Source organism: Phenylobacterium sp. (assembly GCF_025934275.1).
Taxonomy (GTDB): domain Bacteria; phylum Pseudomonadota; class Alphaproteobacteria; order Caulobacterales; family Caulobacteraceae; genus Phenylobacterium.
Genome location: NZ_JAICYI010000022.1, coordinates 1 through 25970, shown reverse-complemented (window position 1 = coordinate 25970; position 25970 = coordinate 1). Strand labels below are relative to the sequence as shown.

22 protein-coding genes are annotated in these 25970 nt (G+C 69.8%); 13 read left to right on the top strand and 9 right to left on the bottom strand.

The window, feature by feature from the left end:
- Positions 1-4: 4 nt before the first annotated feature.
- The 3 genes from prfB to Q0W60_RS07640 all read right to left on the bottom strand — a co-directional run bounded on the left by prfB (position 5) and on the right by Q0W60_RS07640 (position 4887).
- A protein-coding gene (prfB, locus tag Q0W60_RS07650; protein WP_297694199.1) for a peptide chain release factor 2 occupies positions 5-1130 on the bottom strand; the annotation gives its coding sequence in 2 pieces (ribosomal slippage) (positions 5-1060 and positions 1062-1130; 1125 coding nt in all).
- A gap of 49 nt (positions 1131-1179) precedes the next feature.
- Positions 1180-3525 (bottom strand): penicillin-binding protein 1A, encoded by a 2346-nt coding sequence (locus Q0W60_RS07645; RefSeq protein WP_297694238.1) that lies wholly within the window; start codon positions 3523-3525, stop codon positions 1180-1182.
- Positions 3526-3657: 132 nt separating this feature from the next.
- Positions 3658-4887, bottom strand: coding sequence for an N-acetylmuramoyl-L-alanine amidase (locus Q0W60_RS07640; RefSeq protein ID WP_297694197.1), 1230 nt, complete (start codon positions 4885-4887; stop codon positions 3658-3660).
- Positions 4888-5288: 401 nt separating this feature from the next.
- Between Q0W60_RS07640 and Q0W60_RS07635 the strand changes: the two genes are divergently transcribed.
- The 3 genes from Q0W60_RS07635 to Q0W60_RS07625 are packed head-to-tail and all read left to right on the top strand — an operon-like array spanning position 5289 to position 10124.
- Positions 5289-7895, top strand: coding sequence for a ribonuclease E/G (locus Q0W60_RS07635; protein ID WP_297694195.1), 2607 nt, complete (start codon positions 5289-5291; stop codon positions 7893-7895).
- Positions 7896-7945: 50 nt separating this feature from the next.
- On the top strand, positions 7946-9361 hold the full coding sequence (locus tag Q0W60_RS07630) for a M48 family metalloprotease (RefSeq protein ID WP_297694193.1): 1416 nt from the start codon (positions 7946-7948) through the stop codon (positions 9359-9361).
- Between the two features lie 37 nt (positions 9362-9398).
- Positions 9399-10124 (top strand): DsbA family protein, encoded by a 726-nt coding sequence (locus tag Q0W60_RS07625; protein WP_297694191.1) that lies wholly within the window; start codon positions 9399-9401, stop codon positions 10122-10124.
- Between the two features lie 73 nt (positions 10125-10197).
- Here the strand turns inward: Q0W60_RS07625 and Q0W60_RS07620 are convergent, their stop codons facing one another.
- The 3 genes from Q0W60_RS07620 to thiS are packed head-to-tail and all read right to left on the bottom strand — an operon-like array spanning position 10198 to position 12018.
- A complete protein-coding gene (locus tag Q0W60_RS07620) occupies positions 10198-11025 on the bottom strand; it encodes an SDR family oxidoreductase (RefSeq protein ID WP_297694189.1) in 828 nt (275 codons plus the stop codon).
- Positions 11026-11028: 3 nt separating this feature from the next.
- Complete coding sequence (locus tag Q0W60_RS07615; RefSeq protein WP_297694187.1) at positions 11029-11817, bottom strand: thiazole synthase; 789 nt, start codon at positions 11815-11817, stop codon at positions 11029-11031.
- Positions 11818-12018 (bottom strand): sulfur carrier protein ThiS, encoded by a 201-nt coding sequence (gene thiS, locus Q0W60_RS07610; RefSeq protein ID WP_297694186.1) that lies wholly within the window; start codon positions 12016-12018, stop codon positions 11818-11820. It abuts the gene before it with no gap.
- 67 nt (positions 12019-12085) lie between these two features.
- Between thiS and aroQ the strand changes: the two genes are divergently transcribed.
- Genes aroQ through aat form a run of 4 tightly spaced genes read left to right on the top strand, consistent with a single transcriptional unit; the run spans position 12086 to position 15072 of the window.
- Positions 12086-12523: a type II 3-dehydroquinate dehydratase gene (gene aroQ, locus Q0W60_RS07605; protein ID WP_297694184.1), complete on the top strand. Its 438-nt coding sequence runs from the start codon at positions 12086-12088 to the stop codon at positions 12521-12523.
- Positions 12524-12553: 30 nt separating this feature from the next.
- A complete protein-coding gene (accB, locus tag Q0W60_RS07600; protein WP_297694183.1) occupies positions 12554-13042 on the top strand; it encodes an acetyl-CoA carboxylase biotin carboxyl carrier protein in 489 nt (162 codons plus the stop codon).
- A gap of 5 nt (positions 13043-13047) precedes the next feature.
- Entirely contained in the window at positions 13048-14403 is a 1356-nt protein-coding gene (gene accC, locus Q0W60_RS07595; RefSeq protein ID WP_297694181.1) for an acetyl-CoA carboxylase biotin carboxylase subunit, read from the top strand.
- Positions 14404-14412: 9 nt separating this feature from the next.
- A complete protein-coding gene (gene aat, locus Q0W60_RS07590) occupies positions 14413-15072 on the top strand; it encodes a leucyl/phenylalanyl-tRNA--protein transferase (protein ID WP_297694179.1) in 660 nt (219 codons plus the stop codon).
- Here the strand turns inward: aat and Q0W60_RS07585 are convergent.
- Both Q0W60_RS07585 and Q0W60_RS07580 read right to left on the bottom strand, forming a co-directional pair.
- Entirely contained in the window at positions 15000-15644 is a 645-nt protein-coding gene (locus Q0W60_RS07585; protein ID WP_297694177.1) for a DUF2155 domain-containing protein, read from the bottom strand. The genes aat and Q0W60_RS07585 overlap by 73 nt on opposite strands.
- 11 nt (positions 15645-15655) lie before the next feature.
- Positions 15656-16051: an NADH:ubiquinone oxidoreductase subunit NDUFA12 gene (locus Q0W60_RS07580; protein WP_297694236.1), complete on the bottom strand. Its 396-nt coding sequence runs from the start codon at positions 16049-16051 to the stop codon at positions 15656-15658.
- 182 nt (positions 16052-16233) lie between these two features.
- Here Q0W60_RS07580 and Q0W60_RS07575 point away from each other — a divergent pair, with 182 nt between their 5' ends.
- Positions 16234-18702: a ribonucleotide reductase gene (locus tag Q0W60_RS07575; protein ID WP_297694175.1), complete on the top strand. Its 2469-nt coding sequence runs from the start codon at positions 16234-16236 to the stop codon at positions 18700-18702.
- 86 nt (positions 18703-18788) lie between these two features.
- Positions 18789-19661 (top strand): pentapeptide repeat-containing protein, encoded by an 873-nt coding sequence (locus tag Q0W60_RS07570; protein WP_297694173.1) that lies wholly within the window; start codon positions 18789-18791, stop codon positions 19659-19661.
- On the opposite strand, the gene aspS is transcribed toward Q0W60_RS07570, so the two are convergent.
- On the bottom strand, positions 19651-21432 hold the full coding sequence (aspS, locus tag Q0W60_RS07565) for an aspartate--tRNA ligase (protein ID WP_297694171.1): 1782 nt from the start codon (positions 21430-21432) through the stop codon (positions 19651-19653). The genes Q0W60_RS07570 and aspS overlap by 11 nt on opposite strands.
- Positions 21433-21817: 385 nt before the next feature.
- Here aspS and Q0W60_RS07560 point away from each other — a divergent pair, with 385 nt between their 5' ends.
- The 4 genes from Q0W60_RS07560 to Q0W60_RS07545 form a co-directional block, all read left to right on the top strand.
- On the top strand, positions 21818-22975 hold the full coding sequence (locus tag Q0W60_RS07560; protein WP_297694169.1) for a sulfotransferase: 1158 nt from the start codon (positions 21818-21820) through the stop codon (positions 22973-22975).
- A 34-nt stretch (positions 22976-23009) separates the two neighbouring features.
- Complete coding sequence (locus tag Q0W60_RS07555) at positions 23010-23501, top strand: NAD(P)H-dependent oxidoreductase (protein ID WP_297694167.1); 492 nt, start codon at positions 23010-23012, stop codon at positions 23499-23501.
- 119 nt (positions 23502-23620) lie between these two features.
- Positions 23621-24748, top strand: a complete 1128-nt coding sequence (locus Q0W60_RS07550) for a hypothetical protein (protein WP_297694165.1) — start codon at positions 23621-23623, stop codon at positions 24746-24748.
- A gap of 209 nt (positions 24749-24957) precedes the next feature.
- Positions 24958-25970 (top strand): PLP-dependent cysteine synthase family protein (locus tag Q0W60_RS07545; protein WP_297694235.1); only part of this gene is annotated, 1013 nt, incomplete at its 3' end.

The following is a 25970-nucleotide window of genomic DNA, read 5'->3' as shown; positions in this document are numbered from 1 at the left end:
CGACCTAAGCCTCCACCGTCGAGCCGCGGGTCGCCCCGACGCGCTGGGCCAGGGCGGCGCCCATGAAGCGGTCGAGGTCGCCATCCAAAACCCCTTGTGTGTCCGAGGTTTCGACGTCCGTCCTCAAGTCCTTGACCATCTGGTAGGGCTGCAGCACGTAGGAGCGGATCTGGTGTCCCCAACCGATGTCGGTTTTCTGCTCCTCGATGGCGGCCTGCGCCGCCTCGCGCTTCTCCAGCTCCAACTCGTAGAGCCGAGCCTTCAGCATCTTCCAGGCGCGATCGCGGTTCTGGTGCTGGGAGCGCTCCGACTGGCACGCGACCGCGATTCCGGTCGGGAGGTGCGTCAGGCGCACGGCGCTGTCGGTCTTGTTGATGTGCTGCCCGCCGGCGCCCGAGGCGCGGTAGGTGTCCGTGCGCACGTCCGCCGGGTTGATCTCGATCTCGATGGTGTCGTCGACCACCGGATAGACCCAGACGGAGGCGAAGGAGGTGTGGCGGCGCTGGTTGGAATCGAACGGTGAGATGCGCACCAGACGGTGGACGCCGGCCTCGGTCTTCAGCCAGCCGTAGGCGTTCTCGCCCTTCACCTGCACCGTCGCCGACTTGACGCCGGCGGTTTCTCCGCCGGTCTCCTCGATGACGTCGACGCTCATCCCGTGCGCCTGGGCCCAGCGGGTGTACATGCGAAGCAGCATCAGCGCCCAATCGTTGGACTCCGTGCCGCCGGCGCCGGAATTGATCTCCACGTAGGCGTCGTTGGCGTCGGCCTCGCCGGAGAGCAGCGCCTCGAGCTCGGCCCGAGCGGCGCGCTCCTTGAGGCTCTTGAGCTGGGCCCGCGCCTCATCGAGCGAGACCTCGTCGGCTTCCTCGTCGGCCAGCTCGGCGTAGCCCACCGCGTCGGCGAGGTCGCGTTCGAGGCTGTTCACCGCCTCCACCTGGGCCGCCAGGCGGTTGCGCTCGCGCATGATCGACTGCGCCAGGCTGGCGTCGTTCCACAGGCTCGGGTCCTCGACCCGGGCGTTCAGCTCGTCCAGCCGGCGGAGCGCGGGCTCCCAGTCAAAGTCGCCTCCTGAGCAGGTCGATCGCCTGCTCGATGTCGGCCTTGGCGGCCTCGACATCCGCTCTCATGGAACGCTCCGTTTCACGCGTGGGCGGGCGAGATAGCCTCTCCGCCATGTCAGTACAATCCGGTGACGTCGTCGGGCTTCTTGGGCTTGGGCGGCGTCTGGCCCGGGTTGATCACCGCCGGCGGGGTGATCGGCAGCTGGTTGTAGGGGATCGGCCCGAGCGGCCGCCCGTTGCCGACCGGCGTCTCGGCGACGCGCGGCTCCGTGCCGGGACGGAACGCCTCGCGGATGCCGCGGATCATCGCGAACTTGGCGTTCTTGGGCGCCGCGAAGTCATCCGGCGGCTCGCTCTTGAGCGCCTCCTTCATGAAATCGATGAAGATCGGCACGGCGTCGACCGCCCCGGTCTCGTTGTCGCCCAGGCTGCGATTGTCGTCGAAGCCCACGAAGATCCCCACCACCAGCTTGGGCGAGAAGCCCATGAACCAGGCCGAGCGGTACTCGTTTGTCGTGCCGGTCTTGCCGCCGAGCGGGCGGCCGAGCGAGGAGGCCTGGGCGGCGGTGCCGCGCTGGACCACGCCTTCCAGCATCGAGGTGATCTGGTAGGCGGTGATCGGATCCATCAGCTGGGCGCCGGCGGGCGGGATGTGCGGGCTTTCCTCGCCCGAGAACCCGGCGTTGCAGCGGTCGCATTCGCGGCGGTCCGCCTTCAGGATGGTCTTGCCCTCCCGGTCCTGCACGAGCTCGATGAGGTGCGGCTCCACCTTGCGCCCGCCGTTGACGAAGGAGGCGTAGGCGCCGGCCAGCTTGAAGACCGTCGTTTCGCCGGCGCCCAGGGCCATGGCGAGGACGTGATCCATGTGGTCGGTGACGCCCATGCGTTGGGCGAGGTCGGCGATTCTCGGCATGCCGACGCCCTGGGCGATGCGCACCGTCATGGTGTTGCGCGACAGCTCCAGGCCGCGCCGGAACACCAGCGGACCATAGTACTTGTTCTCGTAGTTCTCCGGCGTCCAGACCGTGCCGTTGCCGCCGGGCAGGCTGATCGGGGCGTCCATGACCACGCTGGCCGGCGTGTAGGCGCCGCTCTCCAGGGCCGCGGCGTAGACGATCGGCTTGATCGCCGAGCCCGGCTGGCGAAGCGCCTGGGTGGCGCGGTTGAACGACGACAGCGAGAAGGAGTAGCCGCCGACCATAGCGAGCACCCGGCCCGACTGCGGCTCCATGGCCACCAGCGCGCCGTTGACGATCGGGATCTGCTCGAGACGCAGCCCCGCCCCGCCCTTCTCGTCGGGCGCGACCCAGATGAGGTCTCCGGTGCCGATGCCCTTGCCGGCGCGCGCCCAGGCGACGTCCTCGCCGGCCAGCGTTCCGACCTGGCCGTCGATGGTGCGCAGCCGGACCACGCCGCCGCCGACGTCGGTGACGACCGCGGCCTTCCAGGTTCGGCGCTCCGCCGGGCGCACGGAGTGCTTGGCGACGTCCTCCCAGCCGGCCAGCGTCGTCACATGCCCCCAGGCGCCGCGCCAGCCGTGGCGGTGGTCGTAGCGCTCCAGTCCGTCCATCAGCGCCGTCCGCGCGGCGCTCTGCAGGGCGGGGTCGAGGGTGGTCTTCACATAGTAGCCGCCCTCGTTCAGCCGCTCGCCGAGGGTGGCCAGGCCGCGGCGGCGCACCTCCTCGACGAAGTAGTCCGCGTCTCGGTACTTGGCGCGGGTCGGCTCCGGCTGGACCTTCAGGTCCTCGGCCTTGGCCGCGGCCGCCTCTTCTGGGGTCACCCAGCCGAGGTCCAACATCTGGTCGATCACCGAATTGCGTCGCGCGATGGCCGCCGCCTTGTGGCGGATCGGGTGGTAGTTGTCGGGACCCTTCGGAAGCGCGGCCAGGTAGGCGCATTCGGCGAGATCGAGATCGCTGACCGACTTGCCGAAGTAGTTGTAGGCGGCCGCGCCGACGCCGTAGCTGCGGTACCCGAGCCAGATCTCGTTCAGATAGAGCTCGAGGATGCGCTCCTTTGAGAGCGTCTGCTCGATGCGACGGGCGAGCATCGCCTCCTTGAGCTTGCGCCCGATCGTGGGCTCGTTCGACAGGAGGATGTTCTTGGCCACCTGCTGGGTGATGGTCGAGCCGCCCTCGAAGCGCTTGCCCTCGACGAAGTTCACCGCGTCCTTGGCCATGGCGCGGCCGATGCCCTGAACGTCGACGCCGCCATGCTGGAAGAAGCTGTGGTCCTCGGCGGCGAGGAACGCCTGGGCCAGCTTCGGCGGGATGGCGTCATAGGGAACGAAGATCCGCCGCTCGCGGGAAAATTCGCCGATCAGGGTGCCGTCCCAGGCGTAGGCGCGCGTCGCAGTCGGCGGATGGTAGTCCGCCAGGTCGCCGGCGTCGGGCATGTCGTGGAACAGCCAGGCGGCCCAGAGCGCCGTCGCAACGCCCGCCAGTGCGACGAGGCTCAGCATCGCCACGCCTGCGATCGCGACCCATCTCGGGGGAGGATTCAACTTGTCCACGACCTCCGGGGCGCCCGTCCCCATCGGCGTCGGGTCTAGCCTGCGTCGCGCCGGGCGCCAACGGGCGCGCAGCGCAGGGCGTCAGCGCGCCGCAAGCCGCGTGTTCTCGGCGAAATAGTCGTCGATGGCGTCGGCCACAGAGTCCATCAGCTGGTCGCGACGGGCGGGGTCGCGCAGCATCGCCTCGTCCTCAGGATTGGAGACGAAGCCCATCTCGAGCAGCACCGCGGGCACCTCAGGCGCCAGCAGCACCATGAAGCCGGCGTCCCGGTGCGTGCGGCGGAGCAGCCCCGTGCGGCCTTCGATGTGGCCGACCAGGGTTTCCGCGAAGGCGGCCGAGCGGTTCTTGGTGGCGCGCTGGGTGAGGTCGAGCAGGATGTCGCTGACCCCGCGATCGCCGGTCATGCTGGCCTGCATGAACCAGTCGTCCTGCTTGACGAAGCGGGCCGCCCGCATCGAGGCCTTGTCGGAGAGGGTGTAGACGCTCGCTCCGTGCACCTGCGAGTTGGGGCCGGAATCGGAGTGCAGCGAGATGAACAGGTCGGCGCCGGCCTGCTGGGCGATGCGCACCCGGTCCGCGAGCGGGATGTAGACGTCGGCGTCGCGGGTCATCACCACCTTGTAGCGGCCGGACTGCTCGAGCCGCGCCTTAAGGGCCTCGGCGGCGGAGAGGTTGACGTCCTTCTCGAAGCCGAGCAGCCCGCGCGCGCCCGGGTCATGACCGCCATGGCCGGCGTCGATGACCACCACCTTCTTCAGCGCCAGCACCGGCTGCCCCGGCTGCAGGAAGCTGGTGCGCAGCGCAAGGTTCGCGGGCCCGTTCGCCCGGGCGGCCTTCGCCTCCGCGGAGGGCGGCAGCGCCGCCACGTCGATCACGTAGCGGTAATGGTCGATCCCGTCGGCCGGCGGCAGGAGGAACCGGCGCTTCACCTTGGCCGCGCCTGCAAGCTCCATCTGCAGGCGCGCCGCCCCGCCGTCCTGGTCGATGGCCCAGCGCTTGACCAGGCCTTGCGCCCCGCCCTGCTGGCCCCCGGCCGCCGAGACGCCGCCGAGCAACAGGAGCACGCGGCCGTCGACCCCGTCGTCGAGCAGCTTGCCGCTCGCCGAATGGTCGAGGTCGATGACGATGCGGGTCTGGGCGACGTCGCCGCCGAGCCTGACCTTGAGGATGTCCGCCGAGGCGATCGCGGCCTGCGAGGCGGCGACTGCGACGAGACCCGCGGCGGCGGCCGCGCACGCCACTAATGCGCCGCCGCGCATGTTCGCCAACGTCTTCGCCGCCCGCCTCAGCACCAGCCCCTGCCCTGCCAAGTCTTCACAGTCTTCAGATGAGAACGCATATACGCGCTAGGCGGGTAGACAAATGGTTAACCGGGTCTTTCCGCCGCTACTTGGAGCCGCACGGCTTTCCTTTTGCGGCGGCCTGTAGCAATGTCCGACCGCGCGTCGTCGCCGGTTCTGCGTCGCAGGGCTCGGATGCGCGAACCTCAAGCCGCGCCCGATCCGACCGAGACCTCGGCGGCGGCGCATCATCCGATCCGCGCCTTTCCAGGCGCGTAGGAAACACCTGATGGGCAGCGCTGCTCACGCCCCTTTTCGGCCCCAGGCCGCACAAGACGCCCTATCCGGCGCCCAAGGCTTCGCGCGCGCCCATTTCATTAGCTGGCTGCGCTCGGGCCGAAGGGCCACCGCGCGCCGCGGAGATACGTTTTATGACCAAGACCATGTTGATCGACGCCGCCCACGCCGAAGAGACGCGCGTGGTGGTGCTCGACGGGACCCGGGTTGAAGAATTCGATTTCGAGAGCCAGAACAAGAAGCAGCTTCGAGGAAACATCTACCTCGCAAAGGTGACCCGCGTGGAGCCGTCGCTGCAGGCGGCCTTCGTCGAGTACGGCGGCAACCGCCACGGCTTCCTGGCCTTCAACGAAATCCATCCCGACTACTACCAGATCCCGCTCGCCGACCGCGAAGCCCTGCTGCGCGAGGAAGCCGAGGCCGAGGACGAGGAGGACCGGCACGAGCCGAAGGGCCGGGCCGCGAACGGCGCCGACGACGACGACGAGGACGCCGCCCAGGCCGCCGATGACGAAGACGACGTCATGGAGGAGGAGCTTGCGCGCCGCCGCCGCCGGCTGATGCGCAAGTACAAGATCCAGGAAGTGGTCCGCCGCCGGCAGATCATGCTGGTGCAGGTCGTCAAGGAGGAACGCGGCAACAAGGGCGCGGCGCTGACCACCTATCTGTCGCTCGCCGGCCGCTACGGCGTCCTGATGCCGAACACGGCCCGCGGCGGCGGCATCAGTCGCAAGATCACCGCGATCGCCGACCGCAAGCGCCTGAAGGGGATCGTCCAGAGCCTCGACGTGCCGCACGGCATGGGACTGATCGTGCGCACCGCCGGCGCCAAGCGCACCAAGGCGGAGATCAAGCGCGATTACGAATACCTGCTCAGGCTTTGGGAGAACATCCGCGAGACGACGCTGCATTCGATCGCGCCGGCGCTGATATACGAGGAAGAGGACCTCGTGAAGCGGGCGATCCGCGACCTCTACGACAAGGACATCGAGGCGGTTCAGGTCGAAGGCGAAGCGGGCTTCCGGGACGCGCGCGACTTCATGCGCATGCTGATGCCCTCGCAGGCGAAGAAGGTGCTGCCGTATCGGGAGCCGACGCCGCTCTACGTCAAGTACAAGGTCGAGGACCACCTCAGCCAGATCTACTCGCCGGTGGTCCCGCTGCGGTCCGGCGGCTACCTGGTGATCAACCAGACCGAGGCCCTGGTCGCCGTCGACGTGAACTCCGGCCGCTCGACGCGGGAGCGGAACATTGAGGCCACCGCGCTGAAGACCAACCTGGAGGCGGCGGAGGAAGCCGCGCGGCAGCTTCGCCTGCGCGACCTCGCGGGCCTGATCGTCATCGACTTCATCGACATGGATGAGTCGAAGAACAACCGCGCCGTCGAGAAGAAGCTGAAGGACTGCCTGAAGGACGACCGCGCGCGCGTCCAGATGGGCAAGATCAGCCCGTTCGGCCTGATGGAGATCTCCCGCCAGCGCCGCCGCACCGGCGTGCTGGAGGGCACCACTCACGTCTGCGAGCACTGCGGCGGGACCGGCCGGGTGCGCTCGGTCGAATCGAGCGCCCTCGCCACCTTGCGGGCGCTGGAGATCGAGGCGCTGAAGGGCGGCGGCGAGGCGACTCTCACCGCCCCACGAGCCGTGGCGCTCTACATCCTCAACGAGAAGCGCGCGCACCTGGCGCGGCTGCACCAGCAGCTCGGCCTGTTCGTGACGGTGGTGGTCGACGACGCAATGGCGCACGCGGATCACCAGATCGAGCGGACCTCGATGGAGACCCGCGCCGAGCATGCAGCCTCCGCCCTGCCGCCTGCCGAGTCCTACCATCCGGCCCCCGAGCTCGAGCCGGCGGAGGCGGACTTCGAGGACGAGGAGGACGAGGAAGAGGAAGACGAAGAGGAAGCGGAAGCCGTCGAAACCCAGCCGCGCGCCCGCCGCGAGGAGGAGGCGCGCTACGACGAGGGCGAGGGACGCGGACGCCGCCGCCGCCGCCGCCGCGGTCGTCGCGGCGACGACTTCCGTGAGGGCCATGCAACGCACGAGGCAGGCGAGAGCCGCGAAGCGCCCCCGCGTCCCACCGAAGCGCAGCGGGAGGACGAGGACGGCGGCCACGGCCGTCGCCGCCGGCGCGGCCGGCGCGGCGGTCGGCGGATGCGCGACGACAGCCGGCCGCCCGAAGCCTTCGCCTGGACCCGGCCCTGGGTGCCCTATGGCGACGATCCGTTCGTCTGGTTCGATCCGGCCGAGGACCTGAAGACGAGCTCCGCCCCGCAAGCGGCGAACGAGCAGGGCCCGCCGTCCAGGTCGGCGGCCGCGGCGGAATCCGCAGGCCTCGCGCCCGCTGTCGCCCAGGCTGCGCCCTCCGACGTGGACATCTGGGTCGAGCTGCCGGCCGAGGACGACAAGCCCAAGCGCAGCCGCCGCGGCCGCGGGCGGGTCCGCGGCGCAGAGCCGCAGTCGGCGCCTGAACCGCCGGCCGCTGAAGCGTCCGCCCCCGTGGACGCCGCGCCGGAGGTCGAGGAGGAGCCGGCGCCGGCCAAGAAGCCAAGCCGCAGGCGGCCCCCGGCCAAGGCGAAAGCCCCCGAGCCGGAGCGCGTCGCCGAGCCGTTGCCGGAGCTGGCGACAGCTGCGGCCGAACCGGCCGGGGCCGAGCCGCCGGCCCCGGCCGCCGCGCAGGATCCGGCGGAGATCTCCACGCCGCCCGCGAGTCCCCGCAGAGGCTGGTGGCGGCGCGGATGAGGCGCTAAGGTTCCGATCGGCGCGAGGGGGATGACGAAGGCGAATCTAGCATGGCCTCCCCTGCCCGATCGGTCTCCCGCATCGTCTTCGGCCTCGTCCTGGCGGCGGGGCTGGTCCTTCAGTCGGGGATCGCCGCGGCCCAGACCTCGCCGGGCGAGACCCTGATCCGCGACACCGAGATCGAGGCGATCCTGCACCATGACGCCGATCCGATCCTGACCGCCGCCGGGATCGATCCCAAGAGCGTGCAGATCATCATCATCGGCTCGCCGCCGGACGACGTGAACGCCTTCGCCGCGCCGCGGCTGATGGGCGTGAACACGGCGCTGATCCTGAAGACCAAGGACCCCAACGAGCTCCAGGGAGTGATGGCGCACGAAGTCGGGCACCTGGCGGCGGGCCACGTCGCGCGCTCGGGCGAGATGCAGCACGCGGGCATGAAGCCGTTCCTGCTGACCATGGGGCTGGGCGTGCTGGCTGCGGTGGCCGGGGCGGGCGATGCGGCCGCGGGCCTGATAGGCAGCGCTGGCTACTTCGGAACCCTGGGCGCCATCGGCTACAGCCGCGAGCAGGAAGCCCGCGCCGACCAGGCGGGCGCCACGCTGCTGGAGAAGGCCGGACTGTCCGGCAAGGGGCTCGCCGACTTCTTCGACAACTTCCGCTACCAGGAGGTGTTCTCGGAAGCCCGCCGCTACAAGTTCTTCATCGACCACCCGCTGTCCTCGGACCGGATCGACGCGCTGCAGTCGCGGGTCGCCAAGGCGCCGCACTACAACGTCAAGGACAGCCCCGCGGCCATGGCCGAGCACGAGGTCATGAAGGCGAAGCTCGAGGGCTTCCTCGAGCCGCAGGTGGCGATCGTAAAGTACGCGGAGACGGACAAGTCCTATCCGGCCCGCTACGCCCGCGCGATCGCCTATTACCAGCTGAAGGAGCCGGACAAGGCGCTGAAGCTGATCGACGCCCTGCTGCAGGAGCAGCCGAGCAATCCCTATCTCTGGGAGCTCAAGGGCCAGATCCTGTTCGAGTACGGCCGCGCGCCGGAAGCCGAAGCCCCGCAGCGGAAGTCGGTGGAGCTCAAGCCGGACGCGCCGCTGCTGCGCATCAACCTCGGCCAGACTCTGATCGCCCTCGACGACAAGGCCAAGGTGGAAGAAGGCGTCACCGAGCTGAAGAAGGCGTTGACCCAGGAGAACGACAACGCCGAGGCCTGGCGGCTCCTGGCCGAAGCCTACGACAAGGAGGGCCAGGCCGGTTTGGCGCGCCTGGCGACCGCCGAATACAACTTCAACATCGGCGACCAGAAGGACGCCCTGATGTTCGCCATGCGCGCCCGCGAGAAGCTGCCCAAGGACAGCCCCGAGTGGCGCCGCGCCACCGACATCGTGCTGGTCTCCAAGCCCACCCGCGACGACCTGAAGAACCTCGCGAGCGAAGGCTCGATCGGTCGCAGCCAGACCAACTAGCCTTCGCAAAGAACCCCATCGCGCCTATCTGAACCGAATGCGACCTGCCCTCCCCCTGCTCGCGGCCGCGGCCGCGCTTTCCCTGGTCGGCTGCCAGAAGGCCGACGACGCGGTGTTCGGCCAGCGCGTGCGGGCCTATCTGCTGGCCCACCCGGAGGTGATCCGCGAAGCGGTCGACAAGCTGCAGGCCAACGAGCAGGCGGCTGCGGCCAAGGCCTCCACCGCCGCGCTCAAGACCTACCGCAGCCAGATCGAGCGCGATCCGCGCGACATCGTCATCCATCCCGCCGGCAAGGTGACTGTCACCGAGTTCTTCGATTACCGCTGCGGCTACTGCAAGCTGGCCGCGCCCGAGGTCGTGAAACTGATCGACCAGAACCCGGACATCCGCTTCGTCTTCAAGCAGTTCCCGATTTTCGGCGAGGTCTCCGACACCGCCGCCAAGGTGGCGCTCACCCCACAGGGCAAGGCCAAGGCCTATGACCTCTACAAGAGCTGGATGGGCGAGAAGGCGCTGGACGACAGCCTGCTCGACAAGGACCTGCAGGCCGCCGGGATCGATCCCGCGGCGGCGCGCAAGGCCGCCGAAAGCCCGGCCATCGAGCAGCAGATCCTCGACACCCGCGCGCTCGCCACCAATCTGAAGATCGAGGGCACGCCCGCCTTCGTGGTCGGCGACACCCTGATCCCCGGCGCCGACATTCCGGCGCTGCGCGCGGCGATCACGGTGGCCAAGGACGGTGGCCTGCGGAAGCTCGGCTAGACCGCCCGCGCCACCCAGAGCTGCTCCTTGCCATAGGCCGCCGGCGCGCGCCGGAAATCCGAGTAGGAGCGGCCTAACCCGCCTCGGCCGGCTCGGCGGCCTGCAGGAAGCCGAGCGGTCCGGCCGCCATCTGGTCGCGCACCGCCTCGGGACTGAGGGCCGAGGCCTTGTCCAGCTCGGCGATTTCCGGCGGCACAAACCAGTGCAGACGATCCGGCTCATCGTGGTAGGCGGCCCAGACCGCCTTGGCGACCTCGACCGGCTGTATCAGCCGGAACATGCCCTCCTTCGGCGCACTCTCGCTCGCTCCGGGCGGCAGGATGGGCGTGTCGATCAGCCCCGGCAGCACGTCGGCCACGCGGACGCCGAACGGCTTGAGCTCCACCGAGAGCGCCTCGGTGAGTCCCTTCACCGCATGCTTGGTGGCCGAATAAACCGCGATGCCCGCCATGCCGAAGGTGGCCGACGAGGAGGAGGTGGTGAAGCACAGGGAATCGGGCGTCGCCTTGAGGAGCGGAATCGCCTCGTAGATGCCGATCAGCACGCCCATGAAATTGACCTGGACGGTCGCCACCACGTCCTCGAACGGCTGCTCGGCGAAGGCGCCGCCGCGGCCGATGCCGGCGTTGTTGTAGAGGATGTCGAGCCGCCCGCCCGCGGCCGGGGCGAAGTCGTCGAGCGCCTCGCGGTAGTCCTCGCGGTCGGTGACGTCGAGCCGGCGAACGACGCAGTTGTCGGCCCCGATCTCGTCCCTCAGGCTCTCCAGCCCCGCCTCGTTGACGTCGTAGCCGCCGACGAACCAGCCTTTCGACGCGAACAGCTTGGCGGTCTCGCGGCCCATGCCGGAGGCGGCGCCGGTGATGAAGATCGACTTGCGCACCTTGGGCTCGTTCTTGGCCATGGATCAGATCAATCCCGCGATCGGCGAAGAGGGGTCGGCGTAGCTGCGCTTGCCCATGCGGCCGGCGAGGTAGGCCTCACGGCCCGCGATGACGGCGTGCTTCATGGCGCGAGCCATGCGGATCGGATCTCGCGCCTCGGCGATGGCGGTGTTCATCAGCACCGCGTCGCAGCCCATCTCCATGGCGAGCGCCGCGTCCGAGGCGGTTCCGACGCCGGCGTCGACCAGCACCGGCGCCCGCGCCTGCTCGATGATCAGGCCGAGGTTGAGGAAATTCTGGATGCCGCGCCCGGAGCCGATAGGCGCACCGAGCGGCATGATGGCCGCGGCGCCCGCATCCTCGAGCTTCTGCGCGTAGACCGGATCGTCCGTGCAATAGACCATCACCTGGAAGCCTTCGGAGACCAGCAGCTTCAGCGCCCGGAGCGTTTCTTCCATGTCCGGCAGGAGGTGCTTGGTGTCGGAGAGCACTTCCAGTTTCACCAGGTCCCAGCCGCCGGCCTCGCGGGCGAGCCTCAGCAGCCGCACCGCCTCCTCGCCGGTGTGACAGCCGGCGGTGTTCGGCAGGAAGGTGAACCGGTCGGGCTTCACGTGGTCGACCAGCATCGGCCGGCTGGGATCGGAGAGGTTCACCCTACGCAGTGCGACGGTGACAATCTCCGCCCCCGCGGCCTCGGCGGCGGCGGCGTTCTGGGCGTAGTCCTTGTACTTGCCGGTGCCGATGATCAGCCGGGAGCGGAAGGTGCGGCCCGCGACGCTCCAGGTGTCCTCAGTCGTGACGGATCCGTCCATTCAGCCGCCTCCGATAAAATGCACGATCTCGATCCGGTCCCCCTCGGCGAGCGGCGTCCGACCATAGGCCGAGCGCGGCACGATCTCCAGATTGCGCTCCACGGCCACCTTCTTCGGATCGAGCCCGAGCGCCGCCACCAGGCTCGCCACGTCGGCGAGCCCGTCGAAGCTCCGCATCTCGCCATTGACGGTCAGGGTCATGAACGCTCGTTGCTTGTGAGCCCAGCCGCCGGCCGTTACAAGACGCCGGAATCCACGGCGGAGCCGAATGCCGAAACCGATCTATGTGCTGAGCGGGCCCAATCTCAACCTCCTGGGGACCCGCGAGCCGGAGATTTACGGTCATCAGACGCTCGAGGACGTGCGCAAGGCCTGCGAGGCGCGCGCCGCCTCGCTCGGCTGCGAGGTCGTGTTCCGCCAGTCCAACCACGAGGGCGAGCTGATCGACTGGATCCAGGAGGCGCGCGACAAGGCGAGCGCGCTGGTGATCAACCCCGCAGGCTATGGCCACACCTCCATCGCGATCCTCGACGCGCTGAAGGCGGTGGGCGTCCCCGTGGTGGAGTGCCACCTTTCGAACCCGGCCGCCCGGGAGACGTTCCGGCGCAGGACCTATGTCGCCCTGGCCGCAACCGGCGTGGTCTCCGGATTCGGCGTCGCGAGCTACGAACTGGCCGTCGAGGCCGCCGCCGGTCTCGCCCGCTAGGCCGCAAGCAGAAACGAGGACGGAGTTTCCATGGCTAGCAGTCCCAAGGCTCCCGCCGATCCGATCGACGCGCGCCTGGTGCGCAAACTGGCCGACATCCTGACCGACACCGGCCTTTCCGAGATCGAGGTCGAGCACGGGGGCTTGAGGATCCGGGTGGCGAAGACCTTGACCGCCGCGCCCCTGCAGTTCGCCGCCCCCGTCCAGATCGCGGCGCCGGCGGCGGCTCCGGCGCAGCCCGCCGCGGCGGCCGCCCCGACGGAACCGGCCGCGCCGGCCCGAGCCGGCGAGCTGGTGAAGTCGCCGATGGTGGGAACCGTCTACCTGCAGCCGCAACCGGGGTCCGACCCGTTCATCAAGGTGGGCGACGCCGTCGCCGCCGGCCAGACGATGATGATCGTCGAGGCGATGAAGACCATGAACCCGATCCCCGCGCCGAAGGGGGGCCGGGTGGTGGAGATCCTGGTGGAGGACGCCCAGCCCGTCGAGTTCGGCGAGCCGCTCGTGGTCATCGAGTAGCGGCGATGTTCGAGAAAATTCTGATCGCCAATCGCGGCGAAATCGCGCTTCGCGTCCACCGGGCGTGCAAGGAGATGGGCATCGCGACGGTCGCCGTTCACTCCGAAGCCGACACCGGCGCCATGTGGGTCAGGCTCGCCGACGAAAGCGTCTGCATCGGACCGCCGCCCGCCGCCAAGAGCTACCTGAACATCCCCTCGATCATCGCCGCCGCGGAGATCACCGGGGCTCAGGCGATCCATCCAGGCTACGGATTTCTTTCGGAAAACGCGCGGTTCGCTGAGATCGTGAACGCGCACGGCTTCACCTTCATCGGGCCCAAGCCCGAGCACATCAAGATGATGGGCGACAAGATCACCGCCAAGCAGGCTGTGAGCGCGGCGGGCATCCCGGTCGTGCCGGGCTCGGACGGCGCGATCACATCGGAGTCCCAGGCGTTCGCCGCCGCCAGGCAGATCGGTTTTCCGGTGCTCATCAAGGCGGCGGCCGGCGGCGGCGGGCGCGGCATGAAGGTGGCGCGCACCGAGCTCGACCTCGCCGAGGCGGTGAGCACGGCCCGCGCCGAAGCGCGCGCCGCGTTCGGCGACGACGCGGTCTACATGGAGCGCTACCTTCAGACGCCCCGGCACATCGAGCTGCAGGTGATCGCCGACAGTTACGGCAACGTCTGCCACCTGGGCGAACGCGACTGCTCGCTGCAGCGCCGGCATCAGAAGGTGCTCGAGGAGGCGCCCTCACCGGTGATCGACGCCGCCGCACGGGCCCGCATCGGCAGGGTGGTCGTCGATGCGATCAAGGCGATCGGCTATCTGGGCGTCGGCACCGTCGAGTTCCTCTACGAGAACGGCGAGTTCTTCTTCATCGAGATGAACACCCGCCTGCAGGTGGAGCATCCGGTGACCGAGGCGATCACCGACATCGACCTGGTGCGCGAGCAGATCCGGATCGCCGCGGGCGAGCCCCTGTCGTTCCGCCAGGAGGAAATCGTCTTCGAGGGCCACGCCATCGAGTGCCGGATCAATGCCGAGAATCCGCGCACCTTTGCGCCCTCGCCCGGCCTGGTGACCGACTTCCATGCGCCGGGCGGCCTGGGCGTCAGGCTGGATTCAGCCCTCTACGCGGGCTATTCGATCCCCCCTTTCTACGACAGCCTGGTCGGCAAGCTGATCGTCCACGGCCGCGACCGCGACGAGTGCATCGCCCGGCTCTGTCGATGCCTCTCGGAGATCGTGGTGGCCGGCGTCGACACCAACATCCCGCTGTTCCAGGAGCTCCTGGCCAATCCGGACATCGTCCGCGGCGACTACAACATCCACTGGCTGGAAAACTGGATCAAAACCCAGGCCGCTCCAGCGGAGTAAGCTCCTCGGATGGAGGCCTTCTCCGCGCGCGATCTGCTGGCCTGCTACGCCCGCGGCGTCTTCCCGATGGCGGACGCACGGGCGGATACCCGCATCTTCCTTATCGATCCCGAGCGGCGAGGGATCATTCCGTTGGAGCGCTTCCATATTTCCAGGCGGCTGGCGCGCACGGTGCGGGCCGATCCGTTCGAGATGCGGCTGGACACGGCGTTCAGGAAGGTCGTGCAGGCCTGCGCCGCGCCCGCCCCCGGCCGGGCCGAGACCTGGATCAACCATCCGATCGAGCGGCTCTATGTCGAGCTGCATGAGCTGGGCTTCGCGCACAGCGTCGAATGCTGGGCGGAGGGGAAGCTGGTCGGGGGCCTTTATGGCGTAGCGCTCAAGGGCGGCTTCTTCGGCGAGAGCATGTTCTCGCACGTCCGCGACGCCTCGAAGGTGGCCCTGGTGCATCTCGTCGCGCGGCTGATCGCCGGCGGTTTCAAGCTCCTGGACGCACAGTTCATGACCGGGCACCTCGCCCAGTTCGGCGCCCAGGAGATCAGCCGGCGGGAGTATCGCAGGCGGCTGGAGCGGGCGCTCGCCGCCGAGGCCGACTTTCAGCGCGCCGCAGCCGGGGCAGGCGCAGGGGCCGGCGTCGCCGCCCTGCAGCTGATCAGCCAGGCCGCATAGACCGGGTGCTCGAACGGATTGAGCCCAGGCGACGAGGCGAACATCCAGCCCTTGAAGGCCTGCCGAGGCGGCAGCGCCGGACGTCCGGGCTCCGGACGCGGCTGCGACAGCACCTCGACGTAGGCGATCGAATCCTCGATCGGCTCGTCCGGCATCGAGCGCTCGCAGGCGCGCACCGTGAAGACCAGGGTCTTGTAGCGGATCGGCTTGCCGACCGGCGCCTCGAACCGCAGCGTCTCGGCGGTCACCTTGTCGAGCGCCTGCAGCACGGCCATGTCGAACCGCGCGCGGTGCTGCGGCGCTTCGGGCGCCTTCTTGGCCTCGGCGGGCGCAGTGGCGTTCTGCGGCGGCGCAGGCGCGACCTCCTTCTCGTCGATCGGCGGCACGACGACGGGCTGCGGCGTGGGCACGGAGATCGGCGGCGCCTCCTCGACCACCGGCGGAGGCGCGGGCGCGGTCCCCTGAGCCGGGCCGGACTGCGGGGGCGCCTGCGGCGCGCCGCTCGGCTGAGCCGCGACCATGCCGCCGGCCCCTAGGGCGATCAGGACAGCGAGCGAGAGGCGACGGGACATGGGAGCGCGGCCTATTCCGGCGTCCACGCCTCGTAGTCGCCGGTCGCCCGTTGCCGTTCGCCGCCGCGGGCGAGCGAGCCTTTCGGCCGGTAGGCGTAGATCGTGCCCGACAGGTTGGGACGGTGCTCCTTCTCCCAGCGCCGGCGCGGCAGGGGCGCCGTGGTCGGCGGCTCGGTGAAGGTGTGGTGCAGCCAGCCGTGCCAATCCGGCGGCACCTTGGAGGCCTCGGCGTAGCCGTTGAAGATCACCCACCGGCGCCGGCGCCCGTCGTAGCTGTCGGAGGCGTCCTTCGCCTCGAAGTAGCGGTTGCCGTAGTCGTCCTCGCCGACGAAGACGCCGCGGCGCGCGACCGTGAAGCGGATGCCGGGGGTGGCGCCGTTCCACCAGGTGAAGAGGGTCTTCAGGATGCTCAACGCGCGGCTCTGCAGGCGATTCCGTAGGGGGATTGCGGCCGGACTATAGGCGGCGGCCCGAAGTGCGTCCAGCACACCCGGCGCGGCAAGATGTTGGGGACGAATTCACCCGCGACCGCAACATCTATTGCTCCTGCGGCGAACCGCGACCTAACCTCGCTCGGAGGGAGTCGGGCATGGGCGAACAGCGGCCGCGGACCGCGATCGAGGGGCGGATCCTGGAGCTCGCCGACCGCCTTGTAGAGGTCATGGCGCCCGCCGGCTGGACGAACGCCCAGGTCGAGGCCTGGCTGGAGTGGGCCGAGAGCCGGACCGACATCGCCGCTGCGATCGAAGATGCGGTGGAGGCGATCACGCTTAAGGCGCAGGCGCGGGGGATGCTGAAGGACATCCGCGCCCGCACGCGCTTCCGCGACGCGCTGAGCAAGGCCCTGTTCGCCGGCGAGATCGGCTTGACCGCCGGCGCAGGCGCAACGCCGCTGGTGGCGGAGGCGGGAGCGGCCGAGGGCGAGCGGGCGCTGGCGGCGCTTTGTGAGGCGCATCTGGCCGACGCCGCCAGGCAGGCGGGCGCGGCCACGCTCGCGGTGCGGCTGCAGGCGGTGATGGATGCGGTGCTGCGCTGCGAAGGCGAGCCCGAGGCCTGCGCCGATCCGGCCCAGAACGTGACGCTCGCACGCGCGGCCGAGCAGGCTCGCGCCGCTGGCGCGCCGGACGCGATGATCCTCGAGGCCGTGGCCCTCGCCCGGGCGGGCGACGACCGCTGGCCCTCCGTCGCTCCGAGGGAGGGCGCCGCGGGGCTGCGCCTCGTCGTCGCCGGCGGCGCCTCCGAGCGCCTCGCCCGTGCCATGTGGCTGACGGACGCGGTCGCCGCCGCGCCGGACCGTGCCGTCGCTGACGCCATGGCCGCAGCGCACGCCGCGCCGCGCGCCGCGGTCAACCTGCTGGCCTTCTGGCGCGACGAGTTGTTCGATGAAGCCGCCTTCGCGGCGGCCGTGGGACTGGCCGCCGAGGCCGCGACGGCGGCTTTCGGCCCACCGCCCCTCATCGGGCTCGCCGGCCTCGGCGACTGGCTGGTCGCCAACGGCCTCGACTATGGCTCAGCCGAGGGCCGCGCCGCGGCATGCGCGCTCTACGCGGCTGGCGCCGAGGCGATCCGCTCGTCCGAGGCGCCGGCCGCGGCGCTCGCCGTCTTTTCCGACCCCGAGCTCGCCCTGCGGATGGGCTGCGGCGACTGCGCAGCCGGCCCCTGGGGGGGACCGCTCTCCTGGGCGGAGGCGGCGGAGGGCGAAGGCTTCCGCACGCTCTCGCAGGCCGCCCTGCGGGGGCTCGCCGTCGCCGGCGTCGACCTCGCGAGCGCCCAGATCCACCTGCTCGGCGCGCGCGAGCTTTCGGAGGCGCCCGGCGTCAGTCGCGCCGCGCTCCTCGCCCGCGGCTTCACCGACCACGAGATCGCCGCCGCCGAGGCGGCGCTTTCGGGAGCCGGCCGGTTGGCCGATGCGTTTCGCCCCGCGGTGCTCGGCGAAGGCTTCGTGCGCGACGTGCTGGGCGCGAGCGCCGTCCAGCTGGCCGATCCCGACCTCGACGTCCTGGCGCTGGCCGGCTTCAGCCGCGAGGCGGCCGCCGGGGCCGAAGCCTACTGCCTGGGGCGCGCCGACCTGGCGACGGCGAGCTGCGTCCCGCCGGAACACCAGGCGCTGTTCCGCGACGCCGCGGCGACCGGCGAGGCGCCCGTCCGCGAGATGCTGCGAGCCCTCGCCGCCGAGCTGGCCGCGCCGCCGGTCCTGTGCCTGCGCCGGCCCTGGTCGACCCGGCCCGAGGCGATCGCCGCCGAGCTGAGCGGGCTGGATCTGGCCATACGCATCCGGCGCGACGAGCCGCCCGCCGATCTGGCGCTCGATCTGCCGCCATTGGCTGAACCGCGCGCGGCGCGCGAGCCCTCGCCGGAACCGCAGGCGCGCGTCATCGAGCGCGTGGTCGAGCGCGAGCGCGTGCGCCGCAAGCTGCCGGACCGCCGCAAGGGGTACATCCAGAAGGCCACCGTCGGAGGCCACAAAGTCTATCTGCATACCGGCGAGTACGACGACGGCGAGCTCGGCGAGGTGTTCCTCGACATGCACAAGGAAGGCGCGGCCTTCCGCTCGCTGATGAACAACTTCGCGATCGCGGTCTCGATCGGCCTGCAATACGGGGTCCCGCTGGAGGAGTTCGTCGACGCCTTCGTGTTCACGCGCTTCGAACCGGCCGGGCCGGTGACCGGCAACGACAGCGTCAGATCGGCGACCTCGATCCTCGACTACATCTTCCGCGAGCTCGGCATTTCGTACTTGGGGCGGCACGACCTCGCCAACGTCGATCCCGCCGCGCTGAGCGCCGACGGGCTGGGCCATGGCGCGCCTCCGGGGCCTGACGAGGCCGAGCCGCAGCCCGCCTCGCGGTTCATATCGCGCGGCTTCTCGCGCGGCGCCGCGCCCGACAACCTGGTCTTCCTGCCGCTTGCCAACCGGCCGAGCGGGCCTGACCACCCCGAAGCCGCCGACGTCTGCGCCGCCTGCGGCGACCTCGCCGTGGTGCGCAAAGGGGCGTCCCTGATCTGCCAGAGCTGCGGCGCGCGCGCCGGCCGGCTCGGAGAGGACCAGGGCGCCTAAGCCCTTCAGAATTACCGCGAATTAAGTGGCGCCCTCACGACCTTCGGCGCACAGGGAACGAAGCTTCCTGGATCAGCCCGGCCTGTATGACGCGCATCGCCACTCTGCTTTCCGTCCTGGCGCTCCTCGCGCTCGCCCCCCCGCAGGCGGCGTTCGCCGGCGACAAGGCGATCCCGCATGTGAATGCCTTCGGTGGCTCCTGCCCGAGGTGCGAGCTCTCCGGCCGCCGGCTCCGCGGCGCCCAGTTCCTGGCCGCGAACTTCTCCGGCGCCTCGTTCGTCGGCTCGGACCTTAGGGAGGCGCATTTCCTGGCCTCGAACTTCTCAGGGGCCAACCTCAGCCGCGCCGACCTCACCGACTCCCAGATTCTCGGCGCGATCTTCAAGAGCGCCAACCTGTCCAACGCCCGGCTGCGCGACACCCAGGCCACCGCCAGCATCTTCTCGGAGGCCAACCTCTCCGGCGCGGACATGACCGACGCCAACGCGCAGGGCTCACGGTTCGACGATGCGACACTCGCCGGCGCTATCCTGCGCTCCGTCGACTTCAGCGCCGCCAACCTGAACCGCGTAGTGGCGCACGGCGCCGATTTCCGGGACGCGACACTGCGCGGCGCCACGCTCTCCGCGGGGCGGTTCGAGAAGGCTTCGTTCCGCGACTCTGTTCTCGACGCCGCCGATCTTGCGGGGGGCAATTTCGACGGCGCGGACTTCCGCGACGCCAGCATGCAGCGCACGGTGCTCTACGGCGCCGATCTCGCCCATGCGCGCGGGCTGACCCAGGATCAGCTGGACGAAGCCTGCGCCGACAGCCGGACGCGGCTGCCCCCGGGGCTCACCGGCAAGACGTGCAGCGGCTTGCACATCTCGATTCATGGACCGCGGATGATCGTCGTACCGCCTATTCCGCCCGCTGCGCCGGCTCCGCGCTATCTCGTGGCGACCGACCCTACGCCTTGATCGGCGGTGCAAGGCGGATGTGCAGCTCCTTGAGCTGCTTATCGGTGACGTCCGATGGCGCGTTCATCAGCAAGTCCTGGCCCTGTTGGTTCAACGGAAAGGCGATGACCTCGCGGATGTTCTGCTGGCCGGCCAGCAGCATGACGATCCGGTCGATGCCCGGAGCCAAGCCCCCGTGCGGCGGGGCGCCATAGCGGAAGGCGTTCAGCATCCCGCCGAAGTCGTGCTCGACGCTCTCGCGCGAGTAGCCTGCGATCTCGAACGCCCGCAGCATGATGTCCGGGCGGTGGTTCCGGATGGCGCCGGAGCACAGCTCAACGCCGTTGACGACGATGTCGTATTGATAGGCGAGGATATCCAACGGGTCCTTGCCGGTCAGCGACTCCAGCCCGCCCTGCGGCATCGAGAAGGGATTGTGCGAGAAATCGACGTGGTTGGTCTCGTCGTTGAACTCGAACATCGGGAAGTCGACGATCCAGACGAAGTCGAAGCGATCGTCGGCGACCAGCTCCAGCTCCGTGCCGATCTTGGTCCGCGCGAGGCCCGCGAACTTGTAGAACGCCTTCGGGTCGCCGCCCACGAAGAAGGCGGCGTCGCCGACCTCGAGGCCCAGCTTCCCGCGGATCGCATCGGCGCGCTCCGGACCAAGGTTCCTGGCGATGGGACCGGCGCCGCCTTCCTCGCCGCCTCGCCAGAAGATGTAACCGAGACCAGGCTGGCCCTCGGACTGGGCCCAGGCGTTCATCCGGTCGGCGAAGGCGCGCGAGCCGCCGCCCGGCGCGGGGATCGCCCAGATGGCGTTGCTGGCATCCTCGAGCATGCGGGCGAACAAGCCAAAGCCGCCGCCGCGGAAATGCTCCGAGACGTCCTGCATCACCAGCGGATTGCGCAGGTCCGGCTTGTCGGTGCCGTACTTGGCGATCGCCTCGCGATAGGGCAGCCGCGGGAAAGGATAGGGCGTTACGGTCTTGCCGTTCGCGAACTCGTCGAACACGCCGTGCAGCACAGGCTCGATCGCGGCGAAGACGTCGTCCTGCGTGACGAAGCTCATCTCCACGTCGAGCTGGTAGAACTCGCCTGGCGAACGGTCGGCGCGGGCGTCCTCGTCGCGGAAGCAGGGGGCGATCTGGAAGTAACGGTCGAAACCCGCCACCATCAGTAGCTGTTTGAACTGCTGAGGCGCCTGGGGAAGCGCGTAGAACTTCCCCGGATGCAGCCGCGAGGGGACCAGGAAGTCGCGCGCGCCCTCGGGGGACGAGGCCGTCAGGATCGGCGTCTGGAACTCGTGGAAGCCCTGCTCAAGCATGCGGCGGCGGATCGAGTTGATGACCTGGCTGCGGAGCAGGATGTTCTTGTGCAGGGTCTCGCGCCGCAGGTCGAGATAGCGATGCTTGAGGCGGAGCTCCTCCGGGTAATCGGGCTCGCCGAACACCGGCAGCGGCAGCTCGTTGGCCTCGGAGAGCACCTCGACCGCCTTCACGCGAACCTCGATCTCGCCGGTCGGCAGGTTCGGATTGATCGTGTCGGCCGAGCGCGCGACGACTTCGCCGTCGGCCCGGATCACGCTCTCGGCGCGCAGGTGCTCGACGACCGCGAAACTGGGCGTGGCTGGGCTCACCACCAGCTGCGTCAGCCCGTAGTTGTCACGCAGGTCGATGAAGATCAGACCGCCGTGGTCGCGCTTGCGATGCACCCAGCCCGACAATCGGACCTGTTCGCCGGTGTTGGCGGCGCGAAGCTCGCCGCAGGTGTGGGTGCGGTAGGCGTGCATCTGGTCAAAAAAGCGGGGTGATTTACGAGGCGCGGAAGGGCGCATGGAAGGGGTCGGTTGTCAAGGCGCGGCCCCGCCAGCGCCGCCGTGTTTCAGCGTCGAAACGGCTCTCGCCGGCGCGCCGGTCCACGTCGGATCGGCGCCACCCAGGGGTGCAGGTTCTGGGTTTGCCTCCGGACCTCAGGAGAGGCTGTCCGCGAAGTCCCGGCTCCGAACCGCTGCGTTTCTGAAGCGTATCGCGCCCGGCGCCGGGCCGCCATTTCCTCGACCGGTTGGACTGGTAGCGCTCTTCGGCTTGGGCAGGTCGGGAGTGGTGCGTGTCACACGTTTTCGAGCGGCGCCGATTCAGAACCTGGACCGATGAACGCTACTCTGAGGTGCAGGCGTGAGCGCGCCGTGGCGCTGGCGTCTGGCGGAGCGGCTGGGCGTCGGGGCGCCCTCCGAGGTCCCTTTGGTGGTCATCGGCGGCTGCGGCTCCAGCGGCACGACGCTGCTGCGCCATAGACTCGACCGGCACCCGGCGATCTTCTGCGGCCCCGAAAGCACGCTCTTTCTTCAGCGGATCACCGGCGCGCAGGAAATCGCCGGGCGATTCGGATTCGCGCCCGCCGAGGTGCGGCGCTGGCAGGCGGCGAGCCCGACTCGGCTGGCTTTCATCGAGCGCTTCCGGGCCGGTTGCCTGGAGGCGAGCGGCAAGACGGTCTGGGCCGAGAAGACGCCTGAGAACGTCCGCCATTTCGAGACGATCGCCGCGGGGTTCCCAAACGCGCGCTTCATCCACGTGATACGCGATGGCCGCGACGTGGCCTGCTCCTTGCGACAGGCGCGCTGGATGAAGCTCGAGAAGATCACCGGCGGCGTCAGCCGCGGCTCCCCGGAAGCGCTGGGCGCCTGCGCGCGCTACTGGGCGCAACGGGTGCGGGCCGGCCGCCGGCTGGCCGGCTCGCCGCGCTATTACGAGGTCCGCTACGAGGATCTCGTATTGCGGCCGGCGCCGACGCTGCGCGCCCTCCTCGCCTTTCTCGATCTCGAATGGGACGACGCGGTGCTCGCGCACAATGCCGGCGCTGCGGCGCGCGCAGCGGGCCCGCTCACGGCATGCTCGGTCAGCCGCTGGGCCGCGGAGCTGTCAGCTGACGAGCTGGCGATCATCGAGCGCGAGGCGGCGCCCGAGCTCGCGACCCTCGGCTACGCACCCACGCCGCAAAGCGCGCCGGAAGCCCAGCCGCCGTTGGTCTGGACGACCGCTGAGCCGGCCCCCACCTGGAAGCGCCTGCGCCGCGACGCCTACGCGCTGTGGCTGGCGCTCAAAGATCCGCGGCTGCCCATAGTGGCGCGAATCGTGACCGCCCTGGCGGCGCTATATCTGTTTGCGCCGTTCGATCTGATCCCCGACCGTATCCCAGTGTTCGGCTATCTCGACGATGCAGTGGCGCTGGCGGCGGCCGGCGCGCTGGCGCTGCGGATCGTGCCGGCGGCGCTGAAGCGCGAGCTGCGGTACGCAGCCGCCATGCGGCTGAGCCGAAGGGTCTGGGCGGTCTGAGCCAAGCCGCGCGAGTCGCCCTAGGCTCGGCGCGATGAAAGAGCTGCTGATCGTCTGGCATTCACGGACCGGCGCGGCGAATGCGATGGCCGAAGCAGCGGCCGAGGCCGCCAGGTCGGAGAGCGATATCGCAACCCGTCTCACCCGCGCGGCCAAAACGCAGCCGCAGGATCTGCTGGCGGCGGCCGGCTACCTCTTCGCCTGCCCCGAGAACCTGGCGGCCATGTCTGGCGAGATGAAGGAGTTCTTCGACCGCTGCTACTACCCGTGCCTGGAGCGGCTGAACGGGCGGCCTTACGCGGCGCTGATCGCCGCGGGCAGCGACGGCCAGGGCGCCGCGCGCCAGCTCGCCCGCATCGCCACCGGCTGGCGGCTGAAGCCGATCGCCGAGCCGATCATCGTCTGCACCCACGCTCAGTCGCCCGAGGCGATCCTGGCGCCGAAGCGGCTCGGAGAGGGCGAGCTGACGCCCTGCCGCCAGCTGGGCGCAGCGATGGCGGCGGGCTTGGCGATGGGGGTTTTCTAGCCGCGAGGCTTGCGGGTCCTCCGCCGGCCAGGTGCATTGCCGCGCGGACACACGGCTCGTAAAATCGCCTGATAAAAGCCCGCCTAATTCAGGCCCGACATTCTTCTGGGAGCATTGCCTTGAGACCCGCCGTTCTTCTCGCCTTTTCGACCGCGCTGGTCGCCGCGCCGCTCGCACTGGCCCAGGCCGCGCCGGCCGCCGCTCCCGCGAAGGCGGCCGCCAGCTACCACGCCCCGCTGACCGCCTTCGGCCAGCCGGACCTCTCCGGCAACTGGAGCAATGCGACGCTCACCCCGATGGTGCGCAACCCGAAATATGGAACCCAGCTCGTCATGCCGCCGGACGCCGTGAAGGCCGAAGAGGCGGAGATGGCGCGGGAATTCAAGGTAGGCGACATGCCAACCGACCCGAACGCGCCGGTGCAGAAGGGCGAGGACAAGAACGTGCGGCCCGAGTTCGCCGCAGCCGGCGGCGACGTCGGCGGCTACAACATTGGCTGGCTCGACCCCGGCCGCGCGGTGATGCGCGTGAACGGCGAGCCGCGCACCTCGCTGATCACCACCGAGAACGGCCGCCCCCCGCCAGGTAAGGATGGGCAGCAGGCGAACTTCTTCGGCCGCGGCGGCCGCGGCGGCGGCGGCCGCATGGGCTCGTTCGATTCCTACGAGACCCGCTCGCTCGGCGAGCGCTGCATCATCGGCTTCGGACGCAACGCCGGCCCGCCGATGTTCCCCAACGGCTTCTACAACAACGACTACAAGATCCTGCAGACCCCCGATGCGGTCGTGATCGAGGTGGAGATGGTCCACGACACGCGCATCATCCGGCTGAACTCCAAGCACCGCACCGATGGCGTGCGGCCCTGGTTCGGCGATTCCATCGGCTGGTGGGACGGCGACACCCTGGTGGTCGAGACGACCAACATCCCGAAGGAGGAGGCCTTCTTCGGCTCGTGGAAGGACCTGAAAGTCACCGAGCGCTTCCGGCGCGTGGCTCCCGACCGGCTCTACTATTCCTTCCAGGTCGATGACCCGAGCGTCTGGGCCAAGCCCTGGGGCGGTGAGTATGAGTTCCACCCGCTGAAGGGCGAGCTCTATGAGTACGCCTGCCACGAGGGCAACTACGCGCTGCCCGACATGCTGCAGGGCGCGAGGCGCCAGGAAGCTGAGGCGGCCGCCAAGGCGAACGCGCCAGCCGCCGCGGCCCCCGCCAAGCCGGCCGGCGGCCGTCCAGGTGGCGCGAACTAAGGACATACCCGCGGCCAATTCCTTGAACCCCCTCGCCGCGCCCGGCGAGGGGGTTTTCGTGTGCGCGCCCCGCGATCTAGAGAACGGCGGCATCGCGCCAACGAGCGCCTTGCGCGGCGCGGCGGGCTGCGGTCTACCTCGGGACGTGGGATCGTCGGCGAGGCTCGACCGCTATAGCCAAGCGCAACGTCACCAGCGGACGTCCGAGGCTGACCGTGAGCAAGCTTTCTCCGCCGCCGGTGGCGGCTTCCGCCCTCGAGCTGATCGGCGCCACGCCGATGGTCGAGCTGCACGGCTTCGACGCCGGACCCTGCCGGCTGTTCGTCAAACTGGAGAGCGCCAATCCCGGCGGCTCGATCAAGGATCGCATCGCGCGCTCGATGATCGAGGCGGCGGAGAAGGACGGCAGCCTGCGGCCGGGCGGCACGATCGTCGAGGCGACGGCGGGCAACACCGGACTGGGCCTCGCGCAGGTGGGCCTGCTCAAGGGCTACAAGCTGCTGCTGGTGGTGCCCGACAAGATGGCCCGCGAGAAGATCCAGCATCTGCGCGCCATGGGCGTCGACGTGCGCATCACCCGTTCCGACGTCGGCAAGGGGCATCCCGAATACTATCAGGACATGGCGGCGGCGATCGCCGGCAAGCTCAACAACGCCGTCTACATCAACCAGTTCGAGAACCCGGCCAATCCGCTCGCTCATGAGACCACCACCGGGCCGGAGATCCTCCAGCAGATGGAGGGCGAGGTGGACGCCGTTGTGGTGGGCGTGGGCTCCGGCGGCACGCTGACCGGCCTCGGCCGGTTCTTCGCCAAGGCTTCGCCGAAGACACAGATGGTGCTGGCCGATCCGGTGGGCTCGGTGCTCGCGCCGCTCGTCGAGCGCGGCGAGAGGGTCGAGGCCGGCAGCTGGGTCGTCGAGGGCATCGGTGAGGACTTCGTGCCGAAGAACTGCGACCTGAAGCTCGTCAAGCGGGCCTACGAGATCCCCGACAGCGAGAGCATCGCCACCGCCCGGCAGCTGCTCACCAGGGCCGGCATCCTCGGCGGATCCTCCTCGGGGACGCTTCTGGCCGGCGCCTTGCGCTACTGCCGCGAGCAGACCGAGCCGAAACGGGTCGTGACCCTGGTCTGCGACACCGGCAGCCGCTACCTGTCGAAGGTCTACAACGACACCTGGGTGGCCGAGCAGGGCCTGGTGGCGCGCGAGCTGCACGGGGATCT